Here is a 22763-nt window from a genome sequence, read left to right as displayed (position 1 = left end):
CCATTGTCTTAATCACTGATTCATTTTCTGTTTCTACAATGTAGGAAGTTCAGCAAATTAATCAGGACAGGGATTCTATGCCTTTAAAGAATGATATTTTTCTCCGTTCTCTTTTAAAAGAGAAGGTTCCTTACACTCCCATTTGGCTGATGCGTCAGGCGGGCCGTTATCTGCCGGAATACCGCGCAACAAGAGCTAAAGCCGGAAGTTTTATGGATTTGGCAATGAATCCACATTATGCATGTGAAGTGACGCTCCAGCCGGTGGATCGTTATCCTTTGGATGCGGCGATTCTTTTCTCCGATATTCTGACGATTCCTGACGCAATGGGGCTTGGCCTTTCGTTTTTGCCAGGTGAAGGACCGAAGTTTGCGAAACCCGTTCAGGATGAGGCTGCGGTAAAAGAACTCTTTGTTCCTGATCCCGCCGATAAACTGAAGTACGTTACCGACGCGGTAGTAGAAATCAAGAGAGCGCTGAACGACCGTATTCCTCTGATTGGCTTTTCGGGAAGCCCGTTTACGCTTGCCTGCTACATGATTGAAGGCGGAAGTTCATCGAACTTTAGAAAGGTTAAGGAAATGCTGTATAGGCGCCCTGACCTCTTAAAACAGATTCTGGACGTCAACACCACAGCCGTGACCTCTTATCTGAATGCACAGATTGAGGCCGGTGCAAACGCCGTGATGATTTTTGATACATGGGGCGGCGCTCTTGCTCACAGTGATTATCTTGAGTATTCGCTGAAGTGCATTTCTCAGGTCGTCTCCGGCTTAATTAAGGAACGAGACGGAAAGAGAATCCCTTCAATCGTCTTTACGAAAGGATCTGCTCCTTGGCTTACGGATATTGCCGCTTGCGGCGCCGATGCAATGGGTGTTGACTGGACGGTTAGTTTGGGAGATGTACGCCGTCAGATCGGTGACAGCGTCTGTCTGCAGGGAAATATGGACCCGTCTATTCTTTTTGCAGGACCGGATGAAGTCAGAACTCAGGCGAGAAAAGTCATTGAAGATTTCGGTATGGTTGGTCAGGGTGGCCATGTTTTCAATTTGGGGCACGGCATTGATAAAGATACGGATCCTGATACAGTCGCTGCGCTGGTGGATGAAGTGCATGAATACAGCCGCAGATTCCATGATTAAGTGAAAAATGGAATCAAATTGTATTTGAGCTGAAAAACCGGCTGTTAATGAAGTAAAGTAATTCGATCGGTCTCTGAGTTAACTTGGAGGCCGTTCTTTTTAAATTTGTACGGAATATCTCAGCGCTATGGCCCAGTCAATTGTTAAAGTCATTGTTGATGCTCCTTTAAGGGGCCAGCTCGACTATAAGAATGTGCCGGAGCTGGGCTTGCACGTCGGAGAGCGCTGTATTGTCCCGCTTGGAAGAAGAAATGTCATAGGCATCGTTGCCGGATTCTCCGACAGTTCCGAATGGCCGGTCAATAAACTGAGAAAGGTTGCCGGAAGACCGGACGAAATTGCGCCGCTTTCCGAAAACTGGATGAGACTGACCGCCTTTGCCGCTCGTTATTATCTCAGCAGGCACGGGATGGTGGCGGTCCCTGCACTTCCAAAATTTTTCCGCAGGATTCCCGGTCCGAACTATGCGAATTCTCTTTCCAAATTAAGAGACCGAAAATTTAAATCTAACGACGCTCCGGAAGACATCCCCCTGCTCAACAAAGAGCAGGAGGCTATTGTGGATGACTTTTCTCAAAGCAAAGGATTTTCACCGGCTCTTCTTTTCGGTGTTACCGGAAGCGGCAAGACAGAGGTTTATCTAAGGCTTATTGAGAATACATTTAAAGCCGATCCAAAGGCTCAGATCCTGCTGATGGTTCCGGAGATTAATCTGACGCCTCAATTGGTTTCCCGGATAGGCAATCGATTTAAAGATCGGGTTGTCGCTACGTGGAATTCATCCATGGCCGAAGGTCAGAAAGCTTCATCTTGGCTGGCCTGTCATGAAGAGCGGGCAAGTATTTTGGTCGGTACACGTCTGTCCGTATTTGCCAGCCTTCCGAATTTAAAGCTGATCATAGTCGACGAAGAGCATGATGCTTCCTATAAATCCCATGAAGGGGTTCGTTATAACGCGAGGGACCTAGCGCTTAAAAGAGCTCAGATTGAAGGCATTCCTGTGCTTTTGGGTTCTGCAACGCCGTCTCTGGAGTCCTATCGAAACGCTTTGGAAGGAAGATTCCGGCTTTACAAGATGAAGAAGCGGGCAGTCGAATCAGCTGAGCTTCCCCGTATTACGCTTATTGATACTTCTTTGGACCGTCCGCAGAACGGGATATGCTCAGAGACAGCGGAGAAAATTACAGATACCCTGGAAAAGGGGCGCCAATCGATTGTTTTCTTAAATCGTCGAGGCTTTGCGCCGGTCGTGGAGTGTAAAAGCTGCGGTTGGCACTCGACTTGTCCCCACTGCTCGGCCTATGCGGTCTTCCATAAAACAACGGGAAGACTTACCTGTCATTACTGCGGATGGAGTATGAAGCTGCCCACGAGCTGTCCAAAGTGCGGCTCCTATGAGCTTCAGCCCGTCGGAAGAGGAACTCAGAGGGCGGAAGAAGAGCTGGAAGTAAAATGGCCCGAGGCTAAAATCATGAGACTTGATCAGGATTCGGCCCGACGCAGAGGAAGCGCGAGTCGGATGCTTGAAGCAGTTCACAGCGGAGAAGTTGATATTCTGGTCGGAACTCAGATTGTGGCGAAAGGACACGACTTCAAGAAGGTGTCTTTGGTCGTTGTGCTGAACACTGATCCGCAGCTTCTGTCCTTTGACTACCGCGCTCGAGAGAGACTGTTTTCCGTGCTCATGCAGGTTGCCGGACGTGCCGGAAGGAGCGGAGAGCAGGGCGAAGTACTGATTCAAACGAAATATCCGAAGGACAGCTTGTTTCGATATCTGAAGGACAACGATTTCGAAGGATTTGCTCAAGAGGAATTAAAAGCACGTAAAACAGCTTCCATGACGCCGTACTCTGCTCAGGCGCTCATGATTTCCGAAGGAAAGGACATTAGAGAAGTCTTGGACTTCCTATCTCAGGTAAAGAAAATCGGTCTTTCTGTCCAAACGAGAAGTGTTCGGTTCTATGATCCGGTTCCGCAGACGGTTCAGAAGGTAATGGATATTGAACGGGCTCAGCTGCTGATAGAGGCAGACAACAAAATGGAACTGCAGCGGTTTTTAGCGGTATTCACATCAGAAATAGAAAACCGGCAGTTCAAGAATGTTTGGCATATCGACGTTGACCCTTTGAGTTTTTAATATGGAACGTAAAGATTTTGAAATTATGGCCCCGGTCGGGTCACGTGAGTCATTAGCGGCGGCATTTCAGGCGGGCGCCGATTCAGTTTATTTTGGCATCGGAGCGCTCAATATGCGTTCTAAGTCCGCAAATGAATTCACGATAAACGATTTGAAGGAAATCGCAGAGCTTTGTAAAAGTCACGGAGTCAAAAGCTATTTGACGGTGAATACCGTTATCTATGATGAAGATATTTCTCTGATGAGAGAGATCATTGATGCGGCGGCTGAATCCGGGATATCTGCGGTGATTGCGTCTGACGCCGCGGTGATGATGTATTGCCGCGAAAGAGGAATGGAAGTGCATCTTTCCACGCAGCTGAATATCTCCAACAAAGAGGCATTAAAGTTCTATGCGCAGTTTGCCGACGTTGTGGTTCTTGCAAGAGAACTTAATCTGAGGCAGGTTAAGAAAATATACGAGGCCATACAGAGTGAACAAATTCGAGGTCCTAACGGAGATTTGGTCCGAATTGAAATGTTCTGCCACGGAGCTCTTTGTATGGCGATCAGCGGCAAGTGCTACCTCAGTCTCAATACCCGCGGCAGAAGCGCTAACAGAGGCGCCTGTATGCAGACCTGCCGACGCGCTTACATCGTTAAAGATAAGGAGCGGGATGTCGAACTGGAAATCGATAATGAATACATCATGTCTCCGAAGGATCTGAAGACAATTGGTTTTATCGATTTGATGATGAAGGCCGGTGTTCGTGTTTTCAAGATTGAAGGGCGCGCTCGAGGTGCCGAGTACGTAAAAACCGTGGTTGAAGCCTACGATCAGGCGATTAGACAGGTTTTGGCAGGAAACTGGAACGAAGAGATCAGCAAGTCTTGGGACGATAAATTATCAACAGTTTATAACCGCGGATTCTGGAATGGCTATTACCTCGGACAGACAATGGGGGAGTGGAGCAATCGCTACGGCTCACAGGCTACCGAAAGAAAGATCTATGCGGGCAAAGGCTGTAAATATTTTGCTAAGGCGGGTGTCGCCGAATTTTTAATTCAGGCTGCAGAAATTAGAGCAGGAGATCGTATCCTCATTACCGGGCCGACAACGGGAGCGGTTTATTCTGAATTGAAAAATCCCTGTGTGGACGGCAAACCGGTGACGCAGGTTTGTAAGGGGCGGCATGTAACGTTCCGACTTTCAGAAAAAATTAGAGAGAACGATAAACTGTATATTATTCAAAAGGTTGATCCCTTAGAGGAATAGAAGTAAGTGCTTACTTTTATTTAACTGCAGCGGAGTACAGCAGTGCGGCGCCGAATGCTCCGAAAATAACGCCGCACACTCCGTCGATCCACCTTCCGGCTGATCGATAAATTTGTTTCGGCTTTGGCATTCCGAGCAAAAGGGCGACAAACGAGAACCACAGGAATGTTTCTAAAACGACAAGAATACCGATCACGGCAGAGTAGCCGCCGGACATGTCCGGGGTGATGAAAGGAGCGAAAACGACGCTGAAATAGACGATCGCTTTGGCGTTTGCAAGATTGGTGCAGAGACCCGTGATAAAAGCTTTTGCGGCTGAGGATTGGACTTCGCTTTCGACGTTCTCGGCTGCCTGAGAGCGGCTAAGCGCGTGTCGGAGGATATTGAATGACATCCAAAGTAGGTACATGCCGCCCAACCCCATAACAATTTTGTGGAGCCAAATGAATGTGTCGAACAGCCACTGAAGTCCGAGCAAAGCCAAAGTAACCCAAAAGGCAACACCCAGAGAAATTCCGAGAACACAGCAAAAAGCTTCCTTCCTGGATCGGCTTGCAGCGGTCTGCATCACAATAAAAACATCAGGGCCGGGAGATGCCAGCGCAATAAGATGGACACCGGCAATGGTAAGTAAAGCAGGAAGCATTTCTGCGCTCTTTTACGGATCGAGATTTGAATCATTATATAAATGAGCCCGGCTGAAATCCTTGTTTTTTGCTTAAAACAAAGGAAACACGGGAAGAGGCGCCCGAAAGCTGAAGAGTGATCAAGAGAAAATGGCGCACCCGGCGGGGTTCGAACCCACTACCCCTGCCTTCGGAGGGCAGTACTCTATCCAGATGAGCTACGGGTGCTAAGATGTTCAATTCTACAAAACAGTCATCGGTTAAATCAAATCAATCGCTCATATTCGGTGAAAAAAGCTTCCGGGGATAGAGGCCTCTATAAGCTTGATACACTTTTGCGATTGAGAGCAATAACATGAAAAATCCTACATCTATTAATTTCAGAAATAAATCACGTTTATTGGAAATCGTCTTTGGTGAAGAACCCTTTGAGCTTCCTTACGAATTCCTGAGAGTATTCTCTCCGTCGGCAGAAGTTCAGGGGCATACCCCTGAGGAGAAAAAACTTCAGGTCGGCAAACGGGATGTGACGATTACCGACGTCCAGCCTGTCGGAGAGTATGCGCTGAAGATTACGTTTTCAGACGGCCATGACAGCGGCCTATACAGCTGGGACTGGCTCTATGAAATCGGAGTCCGCAAGGATCAGCTTTGGGAGGATTACCTCAGTGAGCTGACACAGGCCGGCGCATCAAGAGATCCGGATGATCCGGCAAACCTTCCTTTTATTGAAAAAAAGAAACCAAGCTGCCCAAATCATTAATCATGACTGACAAAGAGCAAAAACACCTAACAGACTTCGGATTTAAGAAAGTTCCGGAGGAAGAAAAAGCAGAACATGTGAAGGAGGTCTTTAATGAAGTCGCTCCCCGCTATGACTTGATGAATGACATTCTTTCTTTTGGGCTGCATAGGATGTGGAAACATGCTGCGATTCACAAAGCGGACATCAAGGAAAATATGAAGGTACTTGATATCGCAGGCGGAACCGGCGATATTTCACTGCTGATCGAGAAAAAGATCGGTCCGTCAGGCGAAGTCTGGCTTACCGACATCAATTTAGAGATGCTCAAGATTGGTGAACGCAGACTGCGCGAGGCCGGGCATGTTCCGTATGTCGCGGAGTGTGACGCTGAGGCGCTCCCGTGCCCGAGCAACTACTTTGATGTCGTGATTGTGTCTTACGGCCTGAGAAATATGACGCACAAAGACAGGGCGCTTGCCGAAATGCTGCGTGTATGTAAACCGGGCGGAAAAGTTATAGTTCTTGAGTTTTCCAAACCTGCGGCATGGATGAAACCATTCTATGATTTTTATTCTTTCCATGTGATGCCCTTTTTGGCCTCAAAAATCGCCGGAAACGCTGAAAACTATCGTTACTTAGCGGAGTCCATCCGAATGCACCCCGATCAGCAAACTCTTGCTAAAATCATGAGTTCCGTGGGGTTTTCAAAGGTTGAGTGGGAAAATTTCACCTTTGGAATTACAGCCCTTCACATTGGATATAAAAATTGAAAATAGAGGAAAGTATGAAGAAATTTTTTGCCGCTCTTTTGATCGGCCTCTCTCTTGTCGCTGTCACGGTAGACGCATCCGCGGCTCGCCTTGGAGGCGGCTCCAGTTTTGGCCGTTCAATGAGCATCCCCAAGGCGGCTCCCTCCTCCCCGTTCTCTTCAAAAGCCCCTGCCGCCGCGGCGCGTAAGCCCGGAGCAGCTGCGGCTGCCGGTACTGCCGCAGCGAAGACTGCCGGTATGAGCATGGGTAAACGTCTTTTAATCGGCGCTGCCGCTGCACTCGGCTTTATGGCGCTTGCCAATATGCTTGGTTTAGGCGAAGGCTTTGCACAGTTCCTGATGATTTTGACGCTTGCTATGCTTGCGCTGCTCGCCTTTAGAATGTTCACGGCCCGAAAGACTACGGCGGCATCCAGTACGCAGCAGCGCACAAGCTCGGTTTCGTTCCCGCAGGAAAACAAGGCTCCCGAACCCATGATGAAATCATCCGAACCGCTCTCTTCTTCTTTTAGCGCTCGTCCGGGTTCCGCGATGGATGAATTCTCTGAGAATCCTTCCGAGAGTTCCGCCTCCAGCTTTGAGGTTCCTGCTGAATTCAATAAGGAAGAATTCCTGAATATGTCCTCTGCCTATTTCAAGATGCTTCAGAAGGCTTGGGACTGCGGAGATATGGACGATCTCGCCAACTACTGCACGGATGATCTGTTCATTGAACTGACGCATCAGCGTCGCGAAATTAAAGGCGCGAACCTGACTGAAATCGTCAGCCTTCACACGGATCTTGCCGGTTTTGAAACGACTCCGACCGAGTACGTTGCCTCTGTCCGCTTCACCGGAGATTTGAGAGAGAACGGTGAACCGACTAAGATCAACGAGATTTGGAATTTGGTTAAATCCAAGGAAGGCAAGTCAGGCTGGCTGCTTGCAGGCATTCAGCAGGCTTAATTTTTAGGTTCCTTCGGAAAGGGGCAAAAAGCCCCTTTTTTCTTTTCTTGCAAGTAATTTTTTTCTAAAATTAAACATTGGCTCGGAGAGTCGAAAGGCCGACCGTTCTTTTTCATTTTTTGATACGAGGATAATCCGGCAATGAAACTGACCCTGTTTGTTGGTTTGTATTTGCTCTGCACCGTCGCGATTGGTCTTTTTGCGGCCACACGGGTCCGAAGCACCACTGACTACGCTTTGGCCGGTCGATCGCTTCCGCTGGTAATGGTTATTACAGCGACTTTTGCGACGTGGTTTGGCAGTGAGACGGTTCTTGGTCTTCCCGGACAGTTTATTCAAAATGGATTGTCTGGAGTTGTAGAGGAGCCTTTTGGTTCCAGTATGGCTCTGATTCTGGTGGGAATGTTTTTTGCCAGAAAGCTTTATCGCATGAGTCTTCTTACCGTCGGCGACTTCTATCGAAGAAGGTACGGCGTGTCAGTAGAACTCTGCTGTTCAATTTTCGTCGTTCTCTCATATTTAGGTTGGGTTGCAGCTCAAGTAGCAGCCTTGGGCCTTGTCATTCATTTGCTGACCGAAGGTTATGTCTCTGTCAGCAATGCCATGATTGTCGGAACGATTGTCGTTTTGATCTATACCGTTTTCGGCGGTATGTGGTCTGTTGCGCTCACGGATTTTTTCCAGATGATCATCATCGTTATCGGTTTGGTGATTGTCGCCTGCTTTGCGGGATCTATGGCGGGTGGTCCGATGAAAGTTGCGGAATATGCGAGCGAACATCAGCTGTTTCGATTCTTCCCGGAAAATACGTTTAAGGATTGGATGTTTTGGACTTCTGCGGCGATCACTATGATGATCGGCTCTATTCCTCAGCAGGACGTATTCCAGCGCGTCATGTCGGCAAAATCTGAGAAGATAGCCTGTTTCGGTCCTATTCTCGGCGGCTCTTTTTATCTGTTGTTTGCCTCGGTCCCGATGTTTATCGTTATTGCCGCAACCCTTGCGGTTCCGGATTTGGCAGCAAAGCTGATGGCAAGCGATCCGCAGGAGATCCTGCCGAGCTTTATTAAGGAATACATGCCGCTTTGGCTGCGCATTCTTTTCTTTGGTGCTGTCCTCTCGGCTGTGATGTCAACCGCTTCAGCTACCATGCTTGCTCCGACAACAACATTTGTTGAGAACGTTCTGAGAAACATCATGCCGCTCAGCGACCAGCGCGAATTGAAGGCGATGAGAATTTCACTGATCGTGTTTGCAATTGGCGTTTTGATCTATGCGCTCAGTATGGAAGGCACTCCGATTTATGAATTGGCGGCTATGGCTTATCAATTCCCGGTGATTGGCGCTTTCTGGCCGCTGACGCTAGGGCTGTATTGGAAGCGTTCCACAACGATCGGGTGCTGGTGCTCCATCTTCATCGGGACCATTGTCTGGGGTGTGCTTTCATTTACTGCGTTAGGGGAGGAATTCCCGGCGCTTCTGGGCGGATTCCTCGCCGCCGGTTTTGGACAGGTACTCGGTTCTTTGCTGCCGCTTCGGGCAAATCGCGAATGCGTTCGCTCCTGGCAGGAAAACAAAGACAAGTATTTATATGATTCTGCAAGCTAATTTGTTGAGAAAATGAACATAGTTATTTTGGCTGCCGGACTCGGCAAACGCATGTATTCTTCACTTCCCAAAGTTCTGCAGCCGGTCGGCGGCAAGCCGATGCTGGATCATGTCCTTGCGGCTGCAAAACAAGTCTCCTCGGAAGGAAAAATTATTGTTGTGGTTGGGCACGGAGCCGAATCCGTGATGTCGCATCTGGATGGTGAGCCGGTATCCTTTGCGCTTCAGGCAGAACAAAAAGGCACAGGACACGCTGTCCTGCAGGCCGAGAGATACCTTGATCCTTCTTCTCCGACTTTGGTCTTATACGGAGATGTGCCCCTGATTACTGCCGATACGCTGAAAAAGCTCGTTCAGGCTGCTGAAGGCGGGTTTGGTCTTTTGACGATCGATTTAGATGATCCGACCGGCTACGGAAGAATTATTCGTGAAAACGGAGAGATAAAACGTATCGTAGAAGAGAAAGACGCAGACAGCGAGCAGGAGAAGGTCAGGGAGGTAAATACCGGATTTATGCTGGTGCCGACGCCGGATCTTACGCGCTGGCTTAAAAACCTTCGCTGCGACAATAATCAGCAGGAATACTATCTGACAGATCTGGTTGGGATGGCTGCCAGTGAAGGCCGCACTGTACATGCCTTTAAAGCAACGGACCCTTGGGAAGTTGAAGGTGCCAACAACAAACTTCAGTTAGAAGCCTTGGAACGCGCTTATCAGGCCAGACAGGCAGTGGCACTGATGAAGCAGGGCGTGCTTCTCGCAGACAAAAACCGACTGGATATTCGCGGAAATTTGAAGTGCGGCCGCGATGTTTTCATCGATGTCGGATGCGTTTTTGAAGGTGACGTTGTAATAGAAGACAATGTGAAGATCGGCCCGTACTGTGTGATTAAGTCTTCTGTGATCGGAAGCGGAACAACCGTTGAAGCGTACAGTCATTTTGACGGAGCTACAGTCGGAAAGAACGCGAAGATCGGGCCCTTTGCGCGATTGAGACCGCTTGCAGAACTGTCGGACGATGTGCACATTGGCAACTTTGTAGAAATTAAGAAAAGCTCGATCGGTGCCGCAAGCAAAGTCAATCATCTCTCGTATATCGGCGATACGGCTATGGGTTCCGGAGTCAACATCGGAGCAGGAACGATTACATGCAACTATGACGGCGTGAATAAATTCAGGACGGTCATTGAAGACGACTGCTTTATCGGCAGTGATACTCAGCTTGTCGCGCCTGTTAAAGTGGGCAAAGGCGCTACAGTTGGGGCTGGTACGACAGTGACAAAGAACGTGTCGGAAAATGTTTTAGTTATCAGCCGCGTGCGGCAGACAGAAATTCAGGGCTGGCAGAGGCCTGTCAAGAAAAAAATTTAATGGAGTTTAGAAATGTGCGGAATTGTCGCTGGCTGCAGCTATAGAAATATTGTTCCGATTCTGACAGAAGGTCTCAGAAGGCTTGAGTATCGTGGTTATGACTCATGCGGCGTTGCCGTAGTCGATGAGAATCGGCTTAAAAGAGCGCGCACGGTTTCAAGAGTTCAGGATCTGATCGAACAGACAGAAAAGAATGGAATTAAGGGACTTTCCGGAATTGCTCACACTCGGTGGGCTACCCACGGCGCGCCCGAGATCTGCAATACACATCCGCACTTCTCGCATGATCAGATTGCGGTGGTTCATAACGGCATCATTGAGAACTATGAGCCGCTCCGAGAAGAACTCAAAGCGAAGGGCTACGTATTCGTAAGTGAAACCGATACTGAGGTTATCGTTCATTTGGTCCATAGTTATTACGAAGGGGATCTTCTTGAGGCGGTAAAGAAGACGGTTCTTCGTCTGAAGGGTGCGTACGGCATTGCGGTTTCCTGCAAAGATGAGCCGGATCGTGTCATTGGCGCCAAGATGAGCGCGCCTCTCGTGGTAGCGCTTGGAGATAAAGAAAACTTTATCGCTTCAGATCCGCTTGCTCTGGCCGGTGTCACTGATTGTTATATCTATCTCGAAGACGGTGACGTTGCCGATATTCGTCCGACTTCAGCACAGATCTGGAACCGCTTAGGAGACGAATTTGTCGAGATCCAAAGGCCTGTTTCTGTTGTTCAGGGCTTTACTTCAGGTATTGCCTTAGGCCCTTATACGCACTACATGCAGAAGGAAATCTTCGAGCAGCCGCAGGCGCTTTCCGATACCCTAGAAGGCGTCCAATTCGTTACCAGCGCCATTTTCGGACATGAGGCAAAAGAGATTTTCCAGCAGATTAAACGCGTTCTGATTATTGCCTGCGGCACAAGTTATTACGCGGGTCTGGTGGCTAAATATTGGCTTGAGGCCCTTGCCAAGGTTCCCTGTGATGTTGAAATTGCCAGCGAATATCGCTATAGAGAGTCAGTCCCCGATAAGGACACTCTGGTGCTGACGATTTCTCAGTCGGGAGAGACCGCGGATACCTTAGCGGCTCTTGAACATGCCAAATCTCTGGGCATGGACAAGACGATGACCATCTGCAACGTTGCAACAAGCGCTATGGTGAAGCAGACTCGACTGCATTACATCACACGAGCGGGTGTGGAGATCGGTGTGGCTTCAACAAAGGCGTTTACAACACAGCTTGCGTCGCTCTTTTTAATGACGCTGGCGATTGCAAAAGAAAAAGGCAGACTGAGCGCTGAGGCGGAGGAAAAACTAATGGCTGATATGCGTCATCTGCCTCAGGCCATGCATGTCGTCCTCGAGAAAGAAAACGAAATTAAAGAATGGGCTTCTTTCTTTGCGTCTAAAAATAATGCGCTTTTCTTAGGCCGCGGAGTCCACTATCCGATCGCGCTTGAAGGAGCGCTGAAGCTTAAGGAAATCAGCTATCTGCACGCTGAAGGATATCCGGCCGGAGAGCTCAAGCACGGACCGCTGGCACTGGTTGACGCAGAAATGCCGGTAGTGACGGTTGCGCCAAATGACGAACTGCTGGAAAAGCTGAAAAGCAATATGCAGGAAGTTCGTGCAAGAAAGGGAGAGCTTTTTGTATTCTGTGACCAAGGTACAAACATAGAAAGCGCGCCCGGTATTCACGTGATTAAGATGCCCGAGAACTATGGTCATCTTTCTCCGATTCTTCATGTGCTCCCTCTGCAGCTGCTGGCGTATCACACAGCGGTTGCCAAGGGGACCGATGTAGATAAGCCGAGAAATTTGGCAAAGAGCGTGACAACTGAGTAAGTAAACTAAAGGGGCCCTGAGGCCCCTTTGTTTATGATCCTGCGATAAACGTTCGCACGCCCGAGCCGATAAATTGGACGCCGATACAGATGAGCAGGAACCCCATGAGTTTAGTCAGCACCTGAGTTCCGCTCGGTCCGAGACGCTCGGAGATGTAATCGGCGCATCGAAGCACGATCCAAGTCACAAATGCGGTCAGGATAATGGCGACTCCGGTCATAAAGAAGGCGCCCGCCATATCGATTACCTGCGGAAGTTCCGCGATTTCTGAGGCGATACCGATAACCACAGCGATCGTACCGGGACCGCTGATACCGGGCATCGCAAGCGGAAAGAACGAGTAGTCGTCCTTGTCTCTGCGCACAACCGGCGCTCCTTGTTGGTCACGAGCTCCGAACAGCATTTGATATCCGATCAGACCGACGACGAAACCGCCGGAGATACGCAGCGCTCCATATGAGATTCCGAAGAAGACAAGGAGCAGGTTGCCGGCGGCAAGGCTGACAAGCATAATGGCGGCAGCGTAATAACAGGCCCAATTGGCTTGTTTTTTTCTGACATCCACTGACATTCCCTGTGTCAGGCTGATGAAAAGGGGAATCTTAGAGAGCGGATTTGTGATAACAATAAGACTGACAAATCCTCCGAACAGGTATTGGAGGTACAAAGATTCAACCATGACAACTTTGGGCTCAGAAAAATAATGCTGAATGATAAGACGACTTGGAAGGAAAAACTCAACTTCTAGGTAGAAGCTCAGGGGGAGAATTTAACGACAAAAACGGTGTCTGCTAAAGCCGTCTTCTGTTAGGCGGCGAGAATCTGTTTTTTGAAATAAGTCGCTGAATAACAGCTGAGAGATTTCAAGTTATTTACGGCTTGAGCCGCAATCATTTAAAAGGCTGCGGATATAAGAAGCGGTGATGCGGCTGCAGAGTCGGACCTCGTTCTCAATCATCGCGTCATTCGGAATAAAGTGCGGATCACAGAGACGATGGTGGTACAGGTCGGACTTCAGCATCTCGATGTAATGCAGAGAGATCTCTTTGAGGTCGTTAAAGTCCAGCGGAAGTTTGTTTTCAAGGACCTTCGCAAAACAGAGATAACTGAGCTGAGCGCCTTCTGTGTAGTACCAGCGTCCGATTTCCGGTTCCCTTGCAGTCACGGAAAAAATTAGTCGGCTCGTACCGATCGCTTTGTCCGAAAGAATGGAACGCAGATAGATATTGCCGAAGACTTCGAGTTCCTCTTCCCAGCCGCGTTTCTCATCATAGAAATCTTCGTAGGCATAGTAGACCTCGTCCACCAGATGTTTTAGGCAGGCTAAAAACAGGCCGCGCTTGCTGCCGTAGAGCGAATAGATCGTGGAGCGCGAACCGCCCGCTGAGAGAATGATTTTCTCCAGCGAAGCCCGCTCGTATCCATGCTCTAAAAACACATTAATTGCCGTGTCCAGGAGTGTCTTTTGACGATCTCTGCCGCGCTGTGTTTTTGCTTCTTTTGTAATCGGTTTCAAGTAGCAGCCTTTTTTCTTCCGTGCGCGGCTGATCTCTGACAAGCCAAAAGCACGTTTTGAGTAACATTCATTGATTATCCCATAATTGTACTGTACCATACGGTACAGATTTTTTTTAGGGAAAACTATATGAAGCGTCGGAGCTTTATTCTTTCGGTGTCATCGGTCGTCCTTTTAGGCTGCGGATCAATCGTTTCCGCACAGACGGGCAAAGAAGTCAGTCTGATAGTTCCGTTTCCTCCGGGAGGCGGCGGAGACAATTTAGCGCGTGCTTCGCTGGATCTGTTTGCTGAAAAATACGGTGAGCCGATCTGGGTGCTCAATCGTCCCGGTGCGGGCGGCAATATTGGAACAGCAGCAGCTGCGGCCGCTAAGCCGGACGGTAAAACACTTGCTTATGTCACAAACGGGATCATGTGTGTCAATAAGAAACTTTATAAAAATGTTCCATTTGATCCGATGACAGATTTAATTCCTGTCGGTCAGCTCTCCAAAATCGGTTTGATCATGGTGCTGAATCCGAAAACCATAGAGGGTGTGACGGATTTACCGAGTTTGATCAAATACGCCAAAGAGCATCCTGAGGCGGTGAACTTCGCCTCTTCGGGCGTAGGCACCACAAGTCACTTGGCAGGCGAGTATCTGGCGAAACGGGCCGGCATCAAGCTTACTCACATTCCGCATTCCGGCGGCGCTGCCGCGCTTGTAGAGGTCATGGCGGGACGAATTCCGTTCATGATTGATGTGAGTTCGAATGTCCTTCCTCACGTGAAGAGCGGCGCGTTGAAGGCGCTTGCCGTAACAACGCCCGAAAGACTGTCGGCGGCACCGGAAATTCCGACGATGAAAGAAGCAGGACTGGACAACTACGAGCTGTACGCTTGGGACGGTTTTGCGCTTCCGAAGGGAGCGGATAAGGAGACCGTGAAAGGTTTTTCAGACGCTTTTCACGCACTTGCTAAAGACGATCAGGCACGCAGAAGACTTCAGAATCTAGGTGTGGAGCCGGTTTTCTCGGACAGTGAAACATTCAGTCGCTTTATTCATGAAGAACAGCCGAAATGGGATGCGCTCGTTTCTCAAATTCCGTCGGCCGGGAACTAAAATTTGTTGTCATTAATTTAATTATTCTCTAGGAACGAAAAATGCAGCCACAGCTTGATACTTCTTCTCTTCCCCGCGTCCCCGAGTGGAAAAAAGCGGGAGATTTTGAGGATATCCGGTACGAAAAATCCGAAGAAGGCATTGCGAAAATTACCATCAACCGTCCGCAGGTGAGAAACGCTTTTCGTCCGCTGACCGTAAGGGAAATGGAACAGGCTTTGGCCGATGCCAGAGATGACGAAAATATCGGCGTCATTATTCTGACCGGAGAAGGCAAGGACGCTTTCTGCTCCGGCGGCGATCAGAAAGTTCGCGGAAACGGCGGCTATGTGGGCAGTGACGGCGTGCCTCGTCTGAATGTTCTTGATTTTCAGAGACAGATCCGTACTTGCCCGAAACCGGTTATCGCTATGGTAGCCGGCTGGTGCGTCGGTGGCGGCCACGTGCTTCACATGATGTGCGACCTTACTTTGGCAGCCGACAACGCCAGATTCGGACAGACCGGACCGAAGGTCGGTTCTTTTGACGGCGGCTGGGGTGCGTCTTATATGGCTCGAATCGTCGGTCAGAAGAAAGCCAGAGAAATTTGGTTCCTCTGCCGCTTCTATGATGCGACAGAAGCCCTTGAAATGGGTCTTGTCAATGCGGTGGTGCCGTATGAAGAGCTCGAGGCGGAAACGGTTCAATGGTGCCGTGAGATTCTTGCGAATTCTCCGATTGCCATTCGCTGTCTTAAAGCTGCGCTCAACGCGGACTGTGACGGCCAGGCCGGTCTTCAGGAACTCGCCGGAAACGCTACGCTTCTCTACTACATGACCGAAGAGGGTAAAGAAGGCAAAGAGGCTTTCTTAGAAAAACGCCGCCCGAACTTCAAGAAATTCCCCCGTTTACCTTAATCATCGAGCATTATGAGCAAAGAGGAAACGGATAAGGCTTTATCAATTTCAGCGGCAGCCTCTGAAAGAGCGGAGGCGCCCGCGGTGATTGATCACGGCAAAGTGATTTCCTACCGTGAGCTTCTTGAGCTGGTCAGACAGAAAGATAAGGAGCTTGATGACTCGGTTCCTTATCATCTGACGGCTTCCCCCTGTTTGGACACCATCGTATCGGTTTTTGCGCTTCTGGAAAGAAAGCAGCCGATTCTTCTTTTCCATCCGGGGCTGACGGACTACGAGAAGCGCGTACTTGCGGAAAGTGTTGCGCACATTGATCAGAAGCTGCCGGAAGATGCGGCGGTTATTTTGTTCACATCCGGAACGACAGGGCTTCCAAAGCCGGCCGTTCTCACGCGCAGAGCGCTGATAGCCAGCGCTGAAGCTTCTCGGGGCAACATCCCTTTGAATCACGATGACGTGTGGCTCCTATCTATTTCTCCGGCGCGTATCGGCGGTTTTTCGATTCTGACCCGTTCGCTGGCTGCCCGAAGCGCGATTGCGCTCGGACCGAAGTTCAAGGTTGAGGATTATCTGAGGACAATGGAGGAAGCAAAAATCACTTACTCGTCCATTGTTCCCACGATGCTGATGAAAGTGTTTGATGAGGCGCCGGATTGGCGCCCCAATCCCCGTCTGAAGGCGCTTCTTGTCGGGGGCGCGCCGACATCGGCAAAGCTTAAGGAAGAGGCTGAGAAGAAAGGCATTCCTCTCATCATGACGTATGGGATGACGGAGACAGCGAGTAATGTGGTGACGACACCCTTTTCCCTGCGTTTTCATAAAACAGAAGGAAGCGGAAGGATCAATCCCGGGGTTGAGCTTGAATCGCGGGACGGGCATATCTTTGTCCGCGGAGATATGCTGATGAGCGGCTATTGGGGCAGGAAGCCTTTGGAAAAGGGCGAATGGTTCGACAGCGGCGATATCGGTGAGGTCGGCGAAGACGGGTTCGTACGGATTTTTGCAAGACGTACGGACATGATTATCAGCGGCGGCGAGAATGTCTATCCCGCAGAAGTTGAGGAGGCGCTGGAGAGGCTTCCGTCGGTCAAAAACGCTCTGGTTCTCGGAAAGCCAGATGAGACGTGGGGCTCAATTGTGACCGCACTTCTCGTGCCGAGAGACAAAGACCAAATTCCAAAAGCGGAAGATATCGTTAAGGCGCTTGAGCCTTATTTAGCGGCATACAAATCACCGCGCCGTATCGCCTGGGTGAAGGAACTTCCGAAAACGTCTGCGGGGAAACCTAATCGAAATCCCGCTTGCCTGGACGGACTTATGCTAACCGCACTTCATTACGCCGGGAAACACTGAGGAGGCTCTTAGAGCCTCCTTTGTCCCGTCTTATTTGTCGGCGAGCTTGATCGGCACAAAAATTCGTCTGCCGGATCGATCAATAAGGATGGCAAAGCTGTCCTTAGCCCCTTTGACAGCAGAGGCGAAGTCCTCCCGACTCTTTATTGTTCTTCCGCCTGCTTTTAAGATGATATCGCCTTTGCGTATACCGGCAGCGGCGGCAATACCGGCTGACGAAACGACGGCGATGCCGTTTTCAACGCGCTTTTTCTCTTTAGGATCCAGAGGACGGGTTTCCAAGTCCAGAATTCCGATACTGAAATTTTCAGGGCGCTTGAGATTGTGGATTCCTTCGGGAGTCAGCTCCCCGATAACAATGGTGAAATCCTGAAGCTTTCCGTCTCTTATGACTTTAAGCCGGGCTTTGGTTCCGGGCTTAGTGCCTGCGACTGCCTGAGATAATTCATTCAGTTCCGAGATCGGTGTGCCGTTGAATTCAACGATAATATCGCCTTCCTTGAGTTTTGCCTTGTCTGCCGGACCGTCTTTTTCCAGCTGAGTGATCAGCGCGCCTTTGGTCTCCTTAATACCGAAACTTTTAGCAAGTTCCGGCGTCATCTGCTGCATCAGTATGCCGATTCTTCCGCGCGAAACTTTTCCGTACTTCTGCAGATCATTTTTAATCTGAACGGCAAGATTAATCGGGATTGCGAAGGAGAGTCCCATAAAGCCGCCCGAAGTCGAAAAAATCTGAGAATTGATTCCGATGACTTCACCCTTCATGTTAAAAAGCGGTCCGCCGGAGTTGCCCGGGTTTACCGCAACATCGGTCTGAATGAAGGGTACAAATTGTTCATCCGGCAGGCTGCGGCTTTTTGCCGAGACGATTCCGGCCGTGACGGTGTTGTCCAGACCAAAGGGCGCGCCGATGGCGGCCACCCATTCTCCGACCTTGACGTTATCGGAGTTGCCGAGACGAACTGCCGGGAAGTCCTTTCCTTCGATCTTAATCAGTGCGATATCGGTTTTAGGGTCCGTTCCGACGACCTTAGCTTTGAACTCACGTTTATCGGTGAGACTGACTGTCACGTCATCTGCGTTTTCAACGACATGATTATTTGTGAGGATGTATCCGTCCGGGCTAATGATGAAACCTGACCCTTGTCCACGTCTTCCCGGCGTAAAGCCTCCGTTATCTCCAAAAGGAAACGGGAAGCCGAAGTGGCGGAAAAAATCGAGTTGATCCTTTGGGATCATGCTTTCGGCACGTTTCTTTCTTTTTTCAACGACGGCGATACTGACAACCGCGTTTCCGTTGTCTTCAACGAGTTTAGAGAAGTCCGGGAGGGAGGAAACGGCAGATGTCTGTGCATGGGCAGAGCTGACTGCGTTTAGAGAAGAGAGCTGAGCCGGCACAGTCATGACAAGTACTGCGGCAGCCGCCGCGGCAGCAAATTTGTGAAACGTCATTATTATTGGGCTCCGTTATCGATAATCGCTTTACCTAATGCTCATCATTGTAGGAAGGAATTTAGGCTGCTTCATTAAAAAAGCGGAATCAAAATTGTTTAATTTTCTTCCTGAGCGCCTGCTACCGGGAATGAAATTCGGAAGCATACGCCTTTGCCGTTTAGTCCGGCGTCAAGCGAAGGTGTGCCGCCGTGCAGTTCCGCGACGCGTCTTACGATTGCGAGTCCGAGTCCTGTGCCGGGAATTGTTTTTGTGCCTTCAGCCCGATAGAAGCGTTCAAAGATGCGTTCTCTTTCTGTTTCCGGAACGCCCGGCCCGTCGTCGCAAACCTCGATAAAAGCCTTGGAATCACGGATATACGTCCTGATTTCGATGTGTCCGTCTGCCGGTGTGTAACGCATCGCATTGTCACAGAGGTTGTTCATGAGCAAACGCAGTGCGTCTTCGTTGGCGATGGCTACAGCGGGTTTATCCGCGGCCGCTTTCAGTTCGATATTCTTCTGGGCGGCAAGCGGCGCGAGTTCATCGCAAACGGAATGGGCCAAGGCGGTCAGATCGAGCGGAAGCAAGGGCTGTGAGCGATTGTCCGGGTCAAGGCGCGCCATTGTCAGCAGCTGAGTAACCAGACGCGTCGCGCGTTTGATTCCGTCCTTAAGACGGCCAAAGGCTTTTTGTCTGGCTTCTTCGGTTTTAGCTCTTTCCGCAAGCTGGATCTGAAGTGTTAGCGCGGTGAGCGGAGTCCGCAGTTCATGGGCGGCATCCGAGGCAAATCGTTTCTGAGCTTTAAGGCTGTCGCTGAGCTGTTCCAGAAGGTTGTTCAGCGATGAAACAAGGGGTTCAATTTCCGCAGGCAGACCTTTTAGCGAAAGCGGGGTTAGGGATGACGGAGAACGCCGTCCGATTGCCGATGCGGTTCGGCTGAGCGCTCTGAATCCCTGCCCGATGATAATTTGGCATACCAAAGCGATGAGCACCAGCATAAAAAAGAGCGGCAGCAGTACGGATTTTGCCGACTGCAGCGCAATTTCGCTGCGCACAAATGTAGGCTGCGCTACCTCTATGATTTGTCCGTAAGAGTTCTGAGTTGTATAAAGTCGCCAGATTTCGTCGCCGATTTTGACATTGGAGAAGCCAATCTGATCTGCTATCGGCAGAGGATCCATACTTCTGGAAAGCGCCTTTGCTCCGGTGTTCGGATCGATAATCTGTACCACCATGCTCTCGTCCTGCGCAAAGAAATCTCTTCGAATACGCAGAATGTCCTGTGAGCGGACATTTTGATAGGCAAGGGCGACCTGTCGAAGAGAATTATCGAGCAGTCGGTTGATCTCGTTTTCAACAGAGAAATAGATAGCGGCGGCCGCACACAGGGTTGCCAGGGTCAGGGCAATTGTTATGGCCGCCAGCAGTCGAGTCTTAATGGAATACATTAGGTTTCGAGAACATAGCCCACTCCACGGACGGTTTTAATGCTGTCCTCACTGAGTTTCTTTCTCAGATGATGGATGTGAACTTCAATAGCATTAGAGCCGATTAGGGAATCATAGTTATAGAGTTTTTCTTCGAGCTGAGAGCGGGAGAGAACAATGCCCTGTCTTTCGGCGAGCGCAAACAGCAGTGCGTATTCCTTACTGGAAAGTATGACGGAATTGCCGTTAAAGATGACTTCCCGAGTCGAGGGATTAATAGTGAGGCGGCCTCTGCGTATGATCGGATCGCTTCTTCCGGCTGAGCGTCTCAGAAGCGCTCGAATTCTTGCGCTGAGTTCGTCAAGGTCATACGGTTTGACCAAATAATCATCGGCGCCGGCGTCCAATCCTTCGATTCTGTCGTTGACCGTATCACGAGCGGTGGTTACAAGTACAGGGATATGATTTTTTCGTCTGCGAAGCTCTTTAAGTACGGCCAAACCGTCTTTTCCAGGCAGCCCCAGATCAAGAATTACGATCGAAAAAGGAGTTGTATCCAGAGCGATAACGGCTGAGTTGCCGTCTTTTACCCAATCTACCGCGTAACCTTCCGACTTAAGTCCGTCAGAAACGGCTTCGCCGATCATTCCATCATCTTCTACTAATAAAATTCTCACGTTTACCTCCTCGCCGAAATCCTGATAAAGGATACGGAATGCCAAGCCTATTTCCCAAAAAAGCCACGATTCTGAAAAATCCTTGTCTAATTGGACTTTAATAGCAATGATACGTGCAGAACGTTCCTTGTTGGGGAAAAGAATGAGCGAATATGAAATTGTAACTGATGAGAGCGGGGTTAGACGCGCTCCGGTTCCGCCCAGTTTAATTACTGTTACACGTGTGGTTTATGCGCTTCATGCGCTGTCGATTTTAATCGGAGTATTTACCGGAGCATCAATAGCGACGGCCTTTGTATTCGGCTGGCCGTCGATTATTGCCGTTATTATCAATTATGTGGAACGATCTGACGTCAGGGGCACCTATCTGGACAGTCATTTCTCCTGGCAGATCAGGACATTCTGGTATGCGCTTCTGTGGATTATTCTCGTCTGGCTTCTCGGCCTGCTGCTTGCTATTTTCCTGATCGGTTTCGCCATTTGGATTGTCGGTTTTGTCATTTTAGGAATTTGGGTCTGCTATCGCATTATTCGCGGATGGATGCGTCTGTCCGATGGTCTGCCGATGCCAATGTAACGTAAGCAGGCGACTCAGCTATAAGCCTCTCTTATAATCTCTCTCAGACGGATTCTTTGAGGGCATGGTGGCGCTTTTTCTTCAGACTTTCCTGGTTTCGCTGCCTCTTTTCCTGACAATAGGGGCCGGTTGGCTCTGTGCGAAAGTGAAACTGTTGGGAAGCGAGGTTGGCGCAGCTCTGGCAAAATTTTCGTTTACGGTAACGATTCCGTGCATGCTTTTTCAATCTATGCGCAGAATCGGGGAACTTCCGCCGCCGGACTGGAAGATCGGGATCGCGTTTTTTGGCGCATGTTTTATTGTCTGCATAGCGGCTTGGACTATCGGTCGAAAGTCTTTTGCCATGGCGGGCGATGAAAGCACTGTATTTTCCATGGGCGCCATTTTCTCGAACAATGTTCAGCTTGGTGTACCGCTTGCAATATCGCTGCTTGGAGAAGACTGTATTCCGGCGATTTCTCTTCTGATTTCGATCAATGTTTTTGTACTTTGGCTTGTTGCGACGATTGCTGTTGAGGTTTGCCGAAGCTGCTCTCCGTCGTATTTAAGAACGTGTGCGGAAGGCTTGTACAGAACGGTTAAGAATCCGGTGATTGCAGCGATCTTAGCCGGTCTTTGTTTTTCGTATTTCCATATATCGCTTCCGACGGCTGCTGAGTCGGTGCTTACAGGACTTGCCGCAGCGGCGACGCCGGTAGCGCTTTTTTCTGTGGGCATCGGATTGGCGCAGTATCGAATCGCTTCGCATCTGAGCGTTACCGCAGCAGAAACATTTTTTAAGCTCGCTGTGATGCCTCTGACGGTGTACCTATTGTGCCGGGGGCTCGAGCTTGGCCGAATAGAAACTCAGGCTGCATGTCTTTTCGGCTGTCTGCCGGTTGGCGTCAATGTGTACATTATGAGCCGCGAGTTTAATGTGGTAAAAGAATCAACAGCGAATGCTCTGCTTGCGAGCACTGCGCTGTCGTCTTTAACAATGCCAGTATTTATGGCCTCTTTCGGACTGCTTTAATTAGCAGAACAGAGGTCCCTGACTGAGGATGATGTATCCTGCAGCGGCCACACAGGGCCACGCAACCAGCGGAGAAAAAATAATATTAAGAATACGGCTGTTGGTTTTAAATCCCACACCGTGCACAAAGCACAAACTCATTCCGATCAGTAGGAGCACCAGCCATCCGTGGGGGACATCCGTCATATCGCTGGCGATAGCGCGCGGATAAAGGATAACGGATGCGGCCACCGCCAAAGCGATCAAAAAGGACAAGATACGCATTATGAATTCGACTGATTATCGTCGGAAAAATCCAGGCCCAGTGTTGCAAGGGCGCTAAGGACG

Annotated in this window: 21 protein-coding genes and 1 tRNA gene; 14 read left to right on the top strand and 8 right to left on the bottom strand. The window is 49.7% G+C overall.

Annotation, left to right across the window (positions count from 1 at the left end; translation table 11 throughout):
- The first annotated feature begins 77 nt into the window (after positions 1-77).
- The 3 genes from hemE to NFR90_RS05940 all read left to right on the top strand — a co-directional run bounded on the left by hemE (position 78) and on the right by NFR90_RS05940 (position 4537).
- Positions 78-1145, top strand: coding sequence for a uroporphyrinogen decarboxylase (hemE, locus tag NFR90_RS05950; RefSeq protein WP_251451435.1), 1068 nt, complete (start codon positions 78-80; stop codon positions 1143-1145).
- A 127-nt stretch (positions 1146-1272) separates the two neighbouring features.
- On the top strand, positions 1273-3282 hold the full coding sequence (gene priA / locus NFR90_RS05945) for a replication restart helicase PriA (RefSeq protein WP_251451433.1): 2010 nt from the start codon (positions 1273-1275) through the stop codon (positions 3280-3282).
- 1 nt (position 3283) lies between these two features.
- Positions 3284-4537, top strand: coding sequence for a peptidase U32 family protein (locus NFR90_RS05940; RefSeq protein ID WP_251451431.1), 1254 nt, complete (start codon positions 3284-3286; stop codon positions 4535-4537).
- A gap of 16 nt (positions 4538-4553) precedes the next feature.
- Here NFR90_RS05940 and NFR90_RS05935 read toward each other — a convergent pair whose 3' ends face one another.
- Complete coding sequence (locus NFR90_RS05935) at positions 4554-5183, bottom strand: LysE family transporter (RefSeq protein ID WP_251451429.1); 630 nt, start codon at positions 5181-5183, stop codon at positions 4554-4556.
- A 131-nt stretch (positions 5184-5314) separates the two neighbouring features.
- Positions 5315-5391, bottom strand: a tRNA-Arg gene (locus NFR90_RS05930).
- A gap of 127 nt (positions 5392-5518) precedes the next feature.
- Here NFR90_RS05930 and NFR90_RS05925 point away from each other — a divergent pair.
- The 6 genes from NFR90_RS05925 to glmS all read left to right on the top strand — a co-directional run bounded on the left by NFR90_RS05925 (position 5519) and on the right by glmS (position 12440).
- A complete protein-coding gene (locus NFR90_RS05925) occupies positions 5519-5926 on the top strand; it encodes a gamma-butyrobetaine hydroxylase family protein (protein WP_251451427.1) in 408 nt (135 codons plus the stop codon).
- A gap of 2 nt (positions 5927-5928) precedes the next feature.
- Positions 5929-6678, top strand: coding sequence for a bifunctional demethylmenaquinone methyltransferase/2-methoxy-6-polyprenyl-1,4-benzoquinol methylase UbiE (gene ubiE / locus NFR90_RS05920; protein ID WP_251451425.1), 750 nt, complete (start codon positions 5929-5931; stop codon positions 6676-6678).
- Positions 6679-6692: 14 nt separating this feature from the next.
- Positions 6693-7622 carry a Tim44 domain-containing protein gene (locus NFR90_RS05915; protein ID WP_251451423.1) on the top strand — a complete coding sequence of 310 codons (930 nt, stop codon included), beginning with the start codon at positions 6693-6695 and terminating at the stop codon, positions 7620-7622.
- Between the two features lie 141 nt (positions 7623-7763).
- Positions 7764-9230, top strand: a complete 1467-nt coding sequence (locus tag NFR90_RS05910; RefSeq protein WP_160335977.1) for a high affinity choline transporter 1 — start codon at positions 7764-7766, stop codon at positions 9228-9230.
- Positions 9231-9242: 12 nt separating this feature from the next.
- Positions 9243-10601: a bifunctional UDP-N-acetylglucosamine diphosphorylase/glucosamine-1-phosphate N-acetyltransferase GlmU gene (gene glmU / locus NFR90_RS05905; RefSeq protein ID WP_251451421.1), complete on the top strand. Its 1359-nt coding sequence runs from the start codon at positions 9243-9245 to the stop codon at positions 10599-10601.
- Between the two features lie 12 nt (positions 10602-10613).
- Positions 10614-12440, top strand: a complete 1827-nt coding sequence (gene glmS, locus NFR90_RS05900) for a glutamine--fructose-6-phosphate transaminase (isomerizing) (protein WP_251451418.1) — start codon at positions 10614-10616, stop codon at positions 12438-12440.
- Between the two features lie 31 nt (positions 12441-12471).
- Here glmS and NFR90_RS05895 read toward each other — a convergent pair whose 3' ends face one another.
- A complete protein-coding gene (locus NFR90_RS05895) occupies positions 12472-13119 on the bottom strand; it encodes a MarC family NAAT transporter (RefSeq protein WP_160335974.1) in 648 nt (215 codons plus the stop codon).
- Positions 13120-13308: 189 nt separating this feature from the next.
- A complete protein-coding gene (locus NFR90_RS05890) occupies positions 13309-13956 on the bottom strand; it encodes a TetR/AcrR family transcriptional regulator (RefSeq protein WP_251451416.1) in 648 nt (215 codons plus the stop codon).
- A gap of 129 nt (positions 13957-14085) precedes the next feature.
- On the opposite strand from NFR90_RS05890, the gene NFR90_RS05885 reads away from it, so the two are divergent.
- Genes NFR90_RS05885 through NFR90_RS05875 form a run of 3 tightly spaced genes read left to right on the top strand, consistent with a single transcriptional unit; the run spans position 14086 to position 17309 of the window.
- The gene (locus tag NFR90_RS05885) at positions 14086-15060 is read left to right on the top strand and encodes a Bug family tripartite tricarboxylate transporter substrate binding protein (protein ID WP_251451414.1); all 975 of its coding nucleotides are present in this window, start codon (positions 14086-14088) and stop codon (positions 15058-15060) included.
- A 41-nt stretch (positions 15061-15101) separates the two neighbouring features.
- The gene (menB, locus tag NFR90_RS05880; RefSeq protein WP_160336222.1) at positions 15102-15956 is read left to right on the top strand and encodes a 1,4-dihydroxy-2-naphthoyl-CoA synthase; all 855 of its coding nucleotides are present in this window, start codon (positions 15102-15104) and stop codon (positions 15954-15956) included.
- A gap of 12 nt (positions 15957-15968) precedes the next feature.
- Positions 15969-17309 (top strand): class I adenylate-forming enzyme family protein, encoded by a 1341-nt coding sequence (locus NFR90_RS05875; protein ID WP_251451412.1) that lies wholly within the window; start codon positions 15969-15971, stop codon positions 17307-17309.
- A 30-nt stretch (positions 17310-17339) separates the two neighbouring features.
- On the opposite strand, the gene NFR90_RS05870 is transcribed toward NFR90_RS05875, so the two are convergent.
- From NFR90_RS05870 to NFR90_RS05860, 3 genes are all read right to left on the bottom strand, one after another.
- Positions 17340-18761, bottom strand: coding sequence for a Do family serine endopeptidase (locus NFR90_RS05870; RefSeq protein ID WP_251451410.1), 1422 nt, complete (start codon positions 18759-18761; stop codon positions 17340-17342).
- Positions 18762-18859: 98 nt separating this feature from the next.
- Positions 18860-20191, bottom strand: coding sequence for an ATP-binding protein (locus NFR90_RS05865; RefSeq protein WP_251451408.1), 1332 nt, complete (start codon positions 20189-20191; stop codon positions 18860-18862).
- Positions 20191-20847, bottom strand: a complete 657-nt coding sequence (locus tag NFR90_RS05860; RefSeq protein WP_251451406.1) for a response regulator — start codon at positions 20845-20847, stop codon at positions 20191-20193. Before NFR90_RS05860 ends, NFR90_RS05865 begins: the two co-directional genes overlap by 1 nt.
- Positions 20848-20989: 142 nt before the next feature.
- On the opposite strand from NFR90_RS05860, the gene NFR90_RS05855 reads away from it, so the two are divergent.
- On the top strand, positions 20990-21424 hold the full coding sequence (locus tag NFR90_RS05855) for a DUF4870 family protein (protein ID WP_160336217.1): 435 nt from the start codon (positions 20990-20992) through the stop codon (positions 21422-21424).
- A gap of 64 nt (positions 21425-21488) precedes the next feature.
- Positions 21489-22436, top strand: a complete 948-nt coding sequence (locus tag NFR90_RS05850; protein WP_160336216.1) for an AEC family transporter — start codon at positions 21489-21491, stop codon at positions 22434-22436.
- Here the strand turns inward: NFR90_RS05850 and NFR90_RS05845 are convergent, their stop codons facing one another.
- Positions 22437-22700, bottom strand: a complete 264-nt coding sequence (locus NFR90_RS05845) for a cyd operon YbgE family protein (protein WP_160336215.1) — start codon at positions 22698-22700, stop codon at positions 22437-22439.
- Positions 22701-22763: the final 63 nt, after the last annotated feature.

The organism is Parasutterella muris (assembly GCF_943193095.1).
GTDB classification, from domain to species: Bacteria; Pseudomonadota; Gammaproteobacteria; order Burkholderiales; family Burkholderiaceae_F; genus Parasutterella; species Parasutterella muris.
Note: the sequence above shows the minus strand (reverse complement) of the source record. Positions and strands in the feature narration are given on the sequence as shown.